At 56.2% G+C, this 11,576-nt stretch carries 14 protein-coding genes; 11 read left to right on the plus strand and 3 right to left on the minus strand.

Annotated elements, in window-relative coordinates:
* Positions 1-8: 8 nt before the first annotated feature.
* Positions 9-884, plus strand: coding sequence for an SDR family oxidoreductase (locus tag R5H23_RS11275; RefSeq protein WP_211516678.1), 876 nt, complete (start codon positions 9-11; stop codon positions 882-884).
* A gap of 21 nt (positions 885-905) precedes the next feature.
* Here R5H23_RS11275 and R5H23_RS11280 read toward each other — a convergent pair whose 3' ends face one another.
* Positions 906-2,231, minus strand: a complete 1,326-nt coding sequence (locus R5H23_RS11280; protein ID WP_317215467.1) for an MFS transporter — start codon at positions 2,229-2,231, stop codon at positions 906-908.
* Positions 2,232-2,440: 209 nt separating this feature from the next.
* On the opposite strand from R5H23_RS11280, the gene R5H23_RS11285 reads away from it, so the two are divergent.
* The 7 genes from R5H23_RS11285 (at position 2,441) to R5H23_RS11315 (ending at position 7,859) form a co-directional block, all read left to right on the plus strand.
* Complete coding sequence (locus R5H23_RS11285) at positions 2,441-3,100, plus strand: 50S ribosomal protein L25/general stress protein Ctc (protein WP_086634762.1); 660 nt, start codon at positions 2,441-2,443, stop codon at positions 3,098-3,100.
* A 3-nt stretch (positions 3,101-3,103) separates the two neighbouring features.
* Positions 3,104-3,673, plus strand: a complete 570-nt coding sequence (pth, locus tag R5H23_RS11290) for an aminoacyl-tRNA hydrolase (protein WP_064275525.1) — start codon at positions 3,104-3,106, stop codon at positions 3,671-3,673.
* 215 nt (positions 3,674-3,888) lie between these two features.
* On the plus strand, positions 3,889-4,983 hold the full coding sequence (ychF, locus tag R5H23_RS11295) for a redox-regulated ATPase YchF (RefSeq protein ID WP_099211167.1): 1,095 nt from the start codon (positions 3,889-3,891) through the stop codon (positions 4,981-4,983).
* Complete coding sequence (locus R5H23_RS11300) at positions 4,976-6,232, plus strand: glutamate-5-semialdehyde dehydrogenase (protein ID WP_317215468.1); 1,257 nt, start codon at positions 4,976-4,978, stop codon at positions 6,230-6,232. The genes ychF and R5H23_RS11300 overlap by 8 nt, the downstream gene beginning before the upstream one ends.
* 32 nt (positions 6,233-6,264) lie before the next feature.
* On the plus strand, positions 6,265-6,852 hold the full coding sequence (locus tag R5H23_RS11305) for a nicotinate-nucleotide adenylyltransferase (RefSeq protein WP_244591078.1): 588 nt from the start codon (positions 6,265-6,267) through the stop codon (positions 6,850-6,852).
* 95 nt (positions 6,853-6,947) lie between these two features.
* On the plus strand, positions 6,948-7,400 hold the full coding sequence (gene rsfS, locus R5H23_RS11310) for a ribosome silencing factor (protein ID WP_211503646.1): 453 nt from the start codon (positions 6,948-6,950) through the stop codon (positions 7,398-7,400).
* The gene (locus tag R5H23_RS11315) at positions 7,401-7,859 is read left to right on the plus strand and encodes a 23S rRNA (pseudouridine(1915)-N(3))-methyltransferase RlmH (protein WP_211500249.1); all 459 of its coding nucleotides are present in this window, start codon (positions 7,401-7,403) and stop codon (positions 7,857-7,859) included.
* 69 nt (positions 7,860-7,928) lie between these two features.
* On the opposite strand, the gene R5H23_RS11320 is transcribed toward R5H23_RS11315, so the two are convergent.
* Together R5H23_RS11320 and R5H23_RS11325 are read right to left on the minus strand one after the other, a co-directional pair.
* Complete coding sequence (locus R5H23_RS11320) at positions 7,929-8,654, minus strand: CHAP domain-containing protein (RefSeq protein ID WP_046900318.1); 726 nt, start codon at positions 8,652-8,654, stop codon at positions 7,929-7,931.
* 171 nt (positions 8,655-8,825) lie between these two features.
* Complete coding sequence (locus R5H23_RS11325; RefSeq protein WP_046900317.1) at positions 8,826-9,176, minus strand: RidA family protein; 351 nt, start codon at positions 9,174-9,176, stop codon at positions 8,826-8,828.
* A 177-nt stretch (positions 9,177-9,353) separates the two neighbouring features.
* Here R5H23_RS11325 and R5H23_RS11330 point away from each other — a divergent pair, with 177 nt between their 5' ends.
* From R5H23_RS11330 to R5H23_RS11340, 3 genes are read left to right on the plus strand one after another with little or no spacing between them, the layout of a single operon-like run.
* Entirely contained in the window at positions 9,354-9,980 is a 627-nt protein-coding gene (locus R5H23_RS11330; protein ID WP_317215469.1) for an MBL fold metallo-hydrolase, read from the plus strand.
* A 19-nt stretch (positions 9,981-9,999) separates the two neighbouring features.
* The gene (locus R5H23_RS11335) at positions 10,000-10,491 is read left to right on the plus strand and encodes a DUF192 domain-containing protein (protein WP_408874348.1); all 492 of its coding nucleotides are present in this window, start codon (positions 10,000-10,002) and stop codon (positions 10,489-10,491) included.
* A gap of 3 nt (positions 10,492-10,494) precedes the next feature.
* Positions 10,495-11,472, plus strand: a complete 978-nt coding sequence (locus tag R5H23_RS11340) for an NAD-dependent epimerase/dehydratase family protein (RefSeq protein ID WP_317215471.1) — start codon at positions 10,495-10,497, stop codon at positions 11,470-11,472.
* Positions 11,473-11,576 lie beyond the last annotated feature (104 nt).

Below are 11,576 nucleotides of genomic sequence, written 5' to 3' on the forward strand. Positions count from 1 at the left end.
AGGCTTGAATGCCTGTCGATCCTCGCAATCGTTATCCTCAGCCTCCTTTTGAAGGGCAAAGTCAGCCTTTTCCGGGGCTATCATCAAAAATGACGCCGCAGCCTGATTATGGAGAAAAGACCTATCAGGGCTCTGGAAAACTCAAGGGGCAGGTGGCTCTGATTACCGGTGGTGATTCCGGGATCGGGCGCGCTGTGGCGCTGGCTTTTGCCCGGGAGGGGGCGGAGGTTGCGATCTCCTATCTCGAAACCGAAAGTCAGGATGCAAAGGATATTGCCGGGCAAATCGAGTCAGAGGGGCGTCGTTGCCTTCTGCTGCCAGGGGATATTCGTGAGGCGACGCATTGCAAGTTGCTGGTTGGGCGCGTTCTGGAAGAATTCGGTCGTCTCGATATTCTTGTGAACAATGCTGCGTTTCAGAACTGGGCGGAGCATCTGGAGGATATCGGTGACGACGAGTGGCGGCGTCATTTTGATACGAACACGCATGCGCTTTTCTATCTCACGAAGGCAGCTTTGCCCCATCTGAAGCCGGGAGCGTCCATCATTAATACATCTTCAGTCAATCTGAAGACGCCACCTCAGATTCTCGTACCGTATTCCATGACGAAAGCAGCCATTGCGAACTTTACGGTGAGTATGGCGCAGCAGCTTGCGTCACGAGGTATTCGGGTGAACGGAGTTATGCCGGGCCCGATCTGGACGCCGTTTATTGCGACGGGAATGCCGGAAGAAGCGCAGAAGAGTATTGGGTCTGATGTTCCGCTGGGCCGCCCAGGTCAGCCAGCGGAACTGGCTGGGGCTTATGTGTATTTTGCGGACCCGCTGAACAGTTACACGACGGGTGCTCTGTTGCCTGTTAATGGTGGCATGCCGATGCTCTGATCGGGCCGGATATTCTGGATCTCAGTGGAACGCCTGCTCCTGATCGAGCGGGCGTTTTTCTGTTTTGGGGCCGAAGAGAAGGGTGATGCTAGCCCCTATGAGGAGGACGCAGGTTGTGAGGCCGAAGACGCCGGGGAAACCGGCTTTCGGGTAGATCCAGCCAATCAGGACGGGCGACGAGATGGCGCCCAGACGAGCGATTGCGGAGGCCAGTCCCATGCCTCTTCCGCGCAGGGACGTCGGGAAGAGTTCGGGGGTGTAGGCGTAGATGCCGCCGTAGGTTCCGTTCATGAACATGGACAGCAGGATTCCGAAAAGCAGGACCTGTGTGGGTGTCTGGCTTGCGGCCATGCCGATGGCACTGATCCCGCCGCCGATCATGAAGGTGGCGACTGTGGCGCGTCGGCCAAGACGTTCCGTGCAGAAGGCTGAGGCCAGGTATCCGGGGAGCTGTGCGGCGTAAATCGAGATGGCGTAGGCGAAGCTGCGGGTCACGGTCATGCCGCGCTCGATCATGAGGGTCGGGATCCATGTGAAGAACGCGTAGAAGCAGAAGGTGATGCTCAGCCACAAGGCCCAGCTCATGAAAGTGGAACGTCTGAGGCTGGGGGCGAAAAGGTCGCTCAGGGGGCGGTTTGTTCGTCCGGCTGTATCGGGGGTTGTCGAAAGACCGGCGGCCAGTCCGGCGCTTTGTTCGATGGCTCCGACAATTCGACAGGCTTCGTGCGTTCGCCCCTGCTGATCGAGCCATCTGGGGGACTCGGGAAGGGTACGCCGCCACCAGAGGAGCATCAGGACGGGTAGGGCTGTGGCAACCAATGCCCATCGCCAGCCATCCGGTGATGAGGGGACAATCATGAATCCGAGGATGGCTGCGGCGACGTAACCGAAAGAATAGAAGCCCGTGAGGCTGGCCGTGAACGCGCCGCGATAACGGGATGAGACGAACTCGCTCAGATAGGGGGCGATGATCGTGGCTTCTGCGCCGGCGCCCACTCCTGCGAGAAGACGGGCGCTGAAGAAACTGCCGAATGTGTGGGAGACTGCCGAGAGAAGAGAGCCGATCGCGTAGAGCGCGAGGGCGCTCATCATGACGGAACGGCGGCCAGACCTGTCGGCCCACCAGCCTGCCAGCAGAGAGCCGAGACCGTATCCCAGATAAGTGGCGCTTCCCAAAATACCGAGAGACGGGCCGGACAGGTGCCATTCCGTTTTCAGAACCGGAAGTGTGAAGGCAACGATGGCGGAGTCCAAGCCGTCGAACATGTATCCACAGCCGCCAAGGATCAGGAGCCGACGGTGGAAGGGGGTGAAGGGCAGGTGTTCGAGGCGCTGGGCGATGCTCATGGATTCTCTGTAGACGCAGGCGACTATGGGGCTGTGATAGACTATCTGGCGGTTTGGGCGTGGGTCCAGCCATGGTTGGGGTAGGGCATCAGGAAGGTAGAATCTGGGAAAAAGGTTGTGTGTGGCGCAGTTTTCCGCTATTTCGCCGCTCGCACAGGCACCCCTGGAGGTCTGTGTGATGACAAAATTCAATACGCAGGAGCGTAACAGTGGCTAATTTGACGACACTTGCTGTCTCGACGCGCGCGAAGGCTGGTAAGGGGGCAGCGCGCGCAACGAGACGTGCCGGGCTGGTTCCGGCAGTAATCTATGGTGGCAAGCAGGAGCCTTCCATCATTGCTCTTGATCCGCGCGTGATCATGAAGGAACTGCACCGTGGTGGCTGGTCCTCCCGCGTGTACAACCTGGCAGCAGAAGGCGCAGAGCCGGTTGCAGCCCTGATCCGTGACGTGCAGCTGCACCCGGTGACGGATGCTCCGATTCACATCGACTTCCAGCGCGTTGCAGCTGGCACGAAGGTGCACGTTCAGGTTTCCATCATCTTCGTTGGCGAAGAGAAGGCTCCTGGCATCAAGCGCGGTGGCGTTCTGAACGTTGTCCGTCATTCCGTAGACGTTGCTGCTGATGCAGCCAGCATTCCGGAAAGCTTCACTGTTGATCTGAGTGTCCTCGACATTCATGACAGCGTTCGCTGGTCCGACCTGAAGGGCACGGAAGGCGTAAAGCTGACGGGTCATCAGGCTGCTGATCTCGTGATCGCTTCCATCGCTCCGCCGACCATCGATGCGGAAATGGAAGCTGAAGCTGCTGCCAAGGCTGCTGCCGCTGCTGCAGCTGCTACCGCAAAGCCGGGCGCAAAGAAGAAGTAAGTCATGAGGCTCTGGACCGGTCTCGGCAATCCCGAGCCGGGGATGAGCCGTCATCGACATAACATCGGCTTCATGGCGGTTGATGAAATCGCCAGGCGTCACGGGTTTTCCCCGTGGCGCAAGCGCTTTCGGGGGGAGACTTCCGAGGGCGTTCTTGGGGGGCAGAAAATTCTGCTCCTCAAGCCGATGACTTACATGAACCTGTCGGGTGACAGCGTTCAGCAGGCCGCGCAGTTCTTCAAGATCGCGCAGGCCGACATCACCGTTTTCCATGACGAACTCGACCTTGCTTTCGGCAAGCTGCGTATCAAGCGTGGCGGCGGAGCGGCTGGGCATAATGGCCTTCGCTCAATGGATCGCTGTCTTCCCGGACCGGATTACTGGCGTGTGCGGATGGGCATTGGCCATCCGGGGCATAAGGACCGGGTGCACGGGCATGTTCTGGGGAATTTCGCCAAGGCGGAAGAGCCGGAGCTTGAGCGGTGGCTTGAGGCGGTTGCGGATGCTGCGCCTATTCTGGCCAAGGGCGAGAATGAAGCGTTCATGACGAAAGTGGCGCTGCTTACGGCCTGAGTGCCGCGAGACTTCAGGTCTCTTATGGTCAGCTTTTTTCACTGTTATAACGTGCGGGTAGCGTTGCCGGAGAGAGATCTCGGGCGGGAATCGTACTCTGCTGCCTGTTTTGCGGGGTGCAGGTGTTGTCCGTGGGCGTGGATTCTGCGAACACAGGGCAACTGAATTTTGAGACTGGGCTGACCGATGTGGCGGCCTGAAAGATGGAGAGCACAATGGGTTTCAATTGCGGCATCGTTGGTCTGCCCAATGTTGGCAAGTCCACGTTGTTCAATGCTCTGACGGAAACAGCCGCAGCGCAGGCAGCGAACTACCCATTCTGCACCATTGAACCGAATACGGGCCGTGTTGCCGTGCCGGACCCTCGGCTGGATATCCTGGTGAAGATTGGTAAGTCCCAGAAAGAGATTCCGACCAGCCTTGAGTTTGTAGATATTGCAGGTCTGGTCCGTGGCGCGTCCAAGGGTGAGGGGCTGGGAAACCAGTTTCTGGCGAATATCCGCGAGACGGATGCGATCATTCATGTTCTGCGCTGCTTTGAAGACGATGACATCACCCACGTTGAAGGTGGGGTCGATCCGGTTCGGGATGCGGACATCATTGAGACCGAGCTGATGCTTTCGGATCTGGAAAGCCTTGAGAAGCGCCAGATCAATCTTCAGAAGCGTGCGCGTGGGAATGATCGCGAAGCACAGGCGCAACTCGAACTCATGGAGCCGCTGATTGTGGCTCTCCGTGATGGCAAGCCTGCCCGCACCGCCGTGCCGAAGGGCCAGGAAGGTGAGGCTGCGCGTCTTCAGCTTCTGACAACGAAGCCGGTTCTGTATGTGTGTAACGTCGAGGAAGCTGCTGCGGCGACCGGCAATGCTCACTCTGAGGCAGTTCGGAAGCGGGCTGAGGAAGAGGGCGCTGGCGTTGTGATCGTGTCTGCTGCGATTGAGGCTGAGGTTAGCCAGTTGCCGCAGGAAGATCGCACGGAGTTCCTTGAGGGGCTTGGTCTGAGCGACAGTGGTCTGGATCGCGTGATTGCAGCGGGCTATCGCCTGCTGGGTCTGCGGACATACTTCACGGTCGGCCCGAAGGAAGCGCGTGCCTGGACCATTACGGCAGGTGTGAAGGCGCCTCAGGCTGCGGCTGTCATTCACAATGATTTCGAACGTGGCTTCATTGCCTGCGAAACAGTTGCTTTTGACGACTATGTGGCCTGCAATGGTGAAGCAGGTGCTAAGGAGGCCGGGAAGTTGCGGATTGAAGGCAAGGAATATGTTGTGCAGGACGGAGATATTCTCCTGTTCCGATTCAATGTCTGACGCTGCGGCTATTCTGAAAGGGCTGACGGATAAGGCCCGTCAGGCTGCTCGTGGATTGGCGCGAGCGGATGAGGCGACGCGTAATCTGGCACTGAATGCTGCGGCTCAGGCACTTCGTGCCAACAGCGCAGCAATCGTTGCGGCAAACGAGCAGGATCTGGCTGGACTTTCTAATGATCGGACTGCTGCATTCCGGGACCGTCTGACTTTAACGCCTGGGCGCGTTGAGGCCATGGCAAAGGGTCTGGAAGACGTCGCAAAGCTCCCTGATCCGCTTGGACGCATTCTCGCAGAATGGGAGCGCCCTAACGGGTTGCTGTTCCGTCGTGTTGCTGTGCCGCTCGGTGTCATCGGCATGATTTACGAAAGCCGGCCAAATGTTGGGGCTGATGCTGCTGCTCTTTGCATCAAGTCTGGCAATGCTGTCATTTTACGTGGTGGAGGCGAAAGCCTGAATTCGGCGCGCGCAATTCATGCGGCAATGGTTGACGGGCTGACGGCTGCGGGTCTTGATCCGGCTTGTGTGCAGATTTTGCCGTCTGCCGACCGTGCTCTGGTGGGGGCGCTCCTTCAGGCTGCTGAGGGCGTGGACCTCATCATTCCACGTGGTGGAAAATCTTTGGTGGAACGCGTCCAGCGTGAGGCGCGGGTGCCTGTTCTGGCCCATGCCGATGGACTAAATCACACCTATGTTCATGCCAGTGCTGATCCTGAGATGGCGCGTCGGGTTCTTCTGGATGCCAAGATGCGTCGTACGGGAATCTGTGGGGCGACAGAAACGCTTCTGATTGATCGGGCGATTGCTCCGTCACTCCTGCCGAGCATTGTGGGTGATCTGGCCAGAAAGGGCTGCACATTCCGGGCGGATGAAACTGCCAGATCTATCGTTTCGACCTTGCCGCCTGCCAGTGCCGCCGATTTCGATACGGAGTGGCTGGATTCGATTCTCTCCATCGCTGTTGTTGATGGCGTTGAGGAGGCTCTCGACCATATCGCGCGTCATGGCAGTGCTCATACGGAAGCGATTATCGCTGAAGATCCTGAGATTGCTGCTGTGTTCATGAATGGGACTGATAGTGCGGTTGTGCTGTGGAATGCATCCACTCAGTTCTGTGATGGTGGTGAATTTGGCTTTGGGGCTGAAATCGGCATTGCCACGGGACGGATGCATGCGCGAGGCCCGGTGGGGCTCGAACAGTTGACGTGTTATCGCTACGAAGTGCTTGGCAACGGACAGGTGCGGGGCTGAATACGATCCCGACGTTTGGCGATGGCCGACGTATGCGGATTGGGCTGCTGGGTGGCTCTTTCAATCCGGCGCATTATGGTCATCTGAAGGTGGCTCAGCAGGCGTTGCGCTCTCTGCGATTGGATCAGGTGTGGCTGATGGTCTCACCTGGGAATCCTCTCAAGCCTCGAAAGGGCATGGGATCGTTCAGAGCGCGCCTTGCATCAGCCCGGAAGATCGCTGATGGCCGTCGAATCTGTGCTACGGATATAGAAGCAAGGCTGAAACAGCGTTTTACAGTGAAGACTGTGGCATTGCTTCAGAAGCGCTTTCCTCATGTTCAGTTTGTCTGGTTGATGGGAGCAGATGGGCTGGCGCAATTCTCTCGCTGGAAAAACTGGAGGATGCTGGCCCGTATGGTGCCTATAGCGATTCTGCCGCGGCCAGGGAGTGTAACGCCTGCTTTGCACGGCGCTGCGGCGTCTGCTTTACGTCGAAATCGACGGCCTTCGAGGGAGGCTGCTATACTGGCACAAAGAAAAGGATGCGCATGGACGTTCCTTTCTGCGCCGCAGAACGATATATCGGCTACAGCGTTGCGAGAGTCCGGGCAAATCTGTCTGGAACCGGATCAGGAGTAAAAGCCATCACCAAGACGACCTCAACCGACCCGAAGGCCAAGACCACGCGTCGGAAAACCAGCACCCCTGATGCGGCACTGGCCGAGGCTGCCAAGGTGCCTGGAACGCCTCGCAAGAAGGCTGCTGCTGCTGGCCCCAAGAAGACTGCCGTCAAGCGCGAGCCTGTGAAGCCTGATGTTCTGACAAAAATGCTGTCCATCATCACGGCCAGCCTTGAGGAAGACAAGGCAGAGGACATCGTGGTTCTGGATCTGGTTGGCCGCGCCAACTTTGCAGACCGTATGGTTGTGGCAACGGGTCTGGCAGATCGTCAGATCGCAGCCATGGCGCATCATATTGAGAAAAAGCTGGGCGAAGATGGCTTCAACCGGGTTCTGGTTGAAGGCGCGAATGGCAGCGACTGGGTCCTTCTGGATGCAGGGGATGTTGTTGTTCATCTCTTCAAGCCAGAGAGCCGTGAGCTCTATGCTCTTGAGAAAATGTGGGGCTCTGATCTGGATTCTAGCGAATCCGAAGTGACTGTCGGTAAGGACGAAGAGCAGGGCTGAATGAAGCTCGTTGCTATTGGGCGATTGAAGTCCGGGCCTGAACGGGAACTGTTTGACCGTTACGCTGCCCGGATTCGTCCTGTGCTGACGGTGACAGAGATTGCGCCGTCTAAAGGCTCCATTATGGAGCAGAAGCGCAAGGATGCTGTGGGGCTTTTGGGAGCCTGTCCTGAGAATGCTTTTGTCATTGCCCTTGATGAGGGGGGAAAGACGTTTAGCAGCCTGCAGTTTGCAGCCACGTTTGCTCGTTGGCAGGAAACTGGCCGTCCGTTACATTTTTTGATTGGTGGAGCAGAAGGGCTGGATGGATCGGTGATCCAGAGAGCTGATGCCGTTATTGCTCTGGGGGCGATGACCTGGCCCCATATGCTTGTGCGTGTGATGATTGCCGAGCAGGTTTTTCGGGCTCAGGCTATCAATTCGAACCATCCTTATCATAAAGACAGTCGGCCGGATTAAGCCGTTCCTGAGCGATTGGGCATAAAAAAAGCGGGGCTTTAAGCCCCGCTTTTTGCACCTGAAGTCTTCTTATCGGATAGACCGGTTCGGAGCATCAGATGTGAATGCATCGTCTGGGGCTTCTGCAACTTCCGTGTTGCTCATCGGATGGCTCAGAGCATTCGATCCTCTGAAGATTGCACGATGACGGAAGGTGGTTGCATGGCTTTCGCGAGCGACCATGACCTGCGGAGCTTGGCGACCATCGTCTGCGCGCCCATAGATGAAGCCGTATGTCGGATAGATGCTACCAAGACGGCCGCTACGGTCGTTAAGGGCAACGCGAACGGCGCTCCAGTCATTGTTGGGTGATACGTCAACGACGCGCACGTTGTGCGCAATGCCATTGGATGCCCAGTGAGACTGGTCAATGTAGATCGTACGGTTGTTCTCGACAGCCCGTACCACAGCGACGTGACCCAGAGGCATACGACGGATGCCACGGAAATTTAGAACCGATCCCGCTTCCGGAGCGTTACCACGGGCGTAACGGCCTGCAGCGTTGTACCACCAATCCCGTGCATTGCCGTGCAACACGACGGCAGATGCTTCTTTTGCATAAGCTACGCACTGAATGACGTGCGCAGTTGAAAAGGTGTGATGATGGTACGCATGAGATGCGCGATGGGAGCGGAAGACACCATGACCACCGTGTGAACTACGGAGGTGTTTGGCCTGTGCATGACTCGCAAAGAACATGACAGCGGAGAGCGCCAGGGCAGAGAAAAATGTTTTCCGGCAACTTTTATGCGTCACGATCTTTTTGATCCTGAATAGGCTTGTGTCGTTCGGGTTACAGGGAGCTAACAATCTTCATGCAACCCTGACAAGGGCAGAATGCATCACTGAGGGTTAAATTTTCATTTCTAATGAAAATCTTTCTCGTGTCGCATTCTGCCTTAATTGTGCCGTATTTGGTCGAGTGGCTTATTTCGTGGTTGTCAGCATGATTTCCACGAGGATGCGTGGGTCAGCCATGACAGCCTGAACGCAGGCGCGTGCAGGAGCTAGTCCTTCCGGGAGCCATGCGGACCAGTGCGTGTTGAGAGCATTGCGGTCTGCGATGTCCTTAAGCCAGATCTGTGCCTGAAGAATGCGGGTATTGTCTGTGCCGTGTTCTTCAAGAATGGCATCCAGCTGAGCCAGGACGTCTTTGGTCTGGCCATCGATATCTTGTGACAGGTCTGAGGCGACAACGCCTTGGGTGAAAACAAAGCCATGATATTCCACAGCCTTGGAAAGAATGGCGTTGGGTTCTGTGCGAATGATGCGGCTCATGGGGGTATCCTGATCCCGAGATTGGAAAGCCCCAGAGTGAGGCGGCTTTAAGAAGCGGTCAATCACCTCTTGGCTCCCTTGTCGTAGGGGGTGGGACGCGGTATCGCCGGGAGGTATCGCTAAACTGGCCGTGCGGGAGAAAAAACCGTGGTCCCTTTGAATGTCAAAAGAGTGCCTGTGACGCCGATCCGGCAGAATTGCACGATCCTCTGGGACGAACGGAACCATGCCGTGGTGGTCGATCCAGGGGGCGATGTGGATGAACTGCTCTACCAACTCCGTGGACTGACGGTTGAGGCTATTCTTCTTACGCATGGACATCTTGATCATGCTGGCGGCGCTGATGAGCTCCGGGAACGCCTGAATAAAATTCAATCAGAGCCTGTGCCTGTTCTCGGGCCAGATCGGCGTGATGCGTTCCTGCTGAGTAGTATTGAGAAACAGGCTGCGCATTTTGGTATGACAGGGATGGTGAGTGTTGTTCCGGACCGCTTTCTGGAAAGCGGTGAGACACTCCAGCTTCTGGGCCATGATATCGAGGTGCGTCATATTCCCGGACATACGCCAGGGCATATCGTGTTTGTGGATCATGGCAGTCGTCGTGCCATTGTTGGCGATACATTGTTCCGCCGGACGGTAGGCCGAACCGATTTTGCTTATGGGGATGCTCCTGCGCTGATTGCAGGTATTCGCCAACATCTTATGAGTTTGCCGGATGAGACTGTGGTGCTGTGTGGGCATGGAATGCCTACGACCATTGGGGAAGAACGCCGGTCCAATCCATTTCTTGTTTCTGAACGATAAATTTCAAAGAGGGTTTCCCATGCGTGTGATGGCTTGTTCCATATTAGGTGCGATAGGTGTTCTCGCGAGCAGTATGGCGACTTCCGCCTATGCCGCAGAAGAACCTATTCGTCAGGCGCAGCCTGTTCTCCCGACAGCACCTTTGACAATCACGACGCAAGACGGGGTTAAGCACTCGTTTACGGTGGAGTTGGCCAAAACATACAAGGAACAGGAAGTAGGCGAAATGTTCCGCAAGGAGCTGCCCAAAAACAAGGGAATGCTTTTCCTTTGGCCGCAGCCGCAGGTTTCGGACATGTGGATGAGAAACACACTGGTGTCCCTCGATATCGTTTTCATCGATTCCACCAATCATGTTCATGCCATTGCGGAGAAGGCGGTTCCGCTGAGTGAGGCAATCCTGAGTAGTGACGGGGTTGTGGCCAACACGCTTGAGCTTGCTGGAGGGGTTACGGAAGAGTTGGGTATCCGCGTAGGGGATACCGTAAGTAGCCCGGCACTGAAGCACTGATACGTGAAGGTTTTAGTTACCGGGGCAGCGGGATTTATCGGTTTTCACGTCTCGCATGCGTTGCTGGCGCGAGGCATGGAGGTAATCGGCGTTGATACGCTGAATGATTATTATGACCCGCTCTTGAAAACGGCGCGCCTGAACAGACTGACGTGTCAAAAAGGGTTCGTGTTCGAGCAGAAGGACGTGTCTGACCGCGAGGCTATGCGATCAGTCATAGATGGCCATTCTGATATTGAAGTTATCATTCACCTGGCAGCTCAGGCGGGAGTTCGATACTCACTCATAGACCCATATTCGTATGTACAAGCGAATGTCATGGGGCAGGTTGTTTTGCTGGAGGTATCCAGAAGCCTGAAAAGGTTGAAGCATTTTGTCTATGCGTCTTCGTCCTCAGTCTATGGTCGCAACCAGTCGTTGCCTTTCAAAGAGAGTGATCGCGTGGATGAGCCAGGCTCACTTTATGCGGTTACAAAGCGTGCAGGTGAGCTCACGGCCTCCGCATACGCTTATCTTCACGGCATTCCACAGACAGGCTTGAGGTTCTTTACCGTCTATGGGCCGTGGGGTCGGCCAGATATGGCTTATTACGGTTTCGCGAAAGCTATCTGCGAGGGCCGTCCGGTCACCCTTTACGAGGGAAAAGGACTGTCTCGGGATTTCACCTATATAGATGACATCACATCGGGTGTTCTTTCGATCATGGACGTTCCTCCTCAAGTGGGTGAGGCACGCATCTTGAATCTGGGGGGAGATCGCCCGGAAAAAGTGACGACACTGATTGCTCTACTGGAAAAACATCTCGGGCGATCTGCATGCATAGAACATCAAGCTCGCCCTGTGGCGGATATGGAGAAAACCTGGGCGAGCCTGGAGGATGTGAAAGCATTATGTGGCTGGACTCCTAGCGTCTCGCTTGAGGATGGGGTTATGAAATTTGCCCAGTGGTTCAAGGATTTTCATAAAAAGTCAGTTTTTTGATTTTTATATGATTTTTTGATTGACGGTGTGTGTAGGTGGCCGTATAAGCCCGTTCACCGACGCGGCGGGGCCTTCTTCGAGGGTCTGGCCGGGGCGGTTTGAGA

Origin of the sequence: Gluconobacter sp. GP1, assembly GCF_032913585.1 — a bacterium.
GTDB lineage: Bacteria > Pseudomonadota > Alphaproteobacteria > Acetobacterales > Acetobacteraceae > Gluconobacter > Gluconobacter cerinus.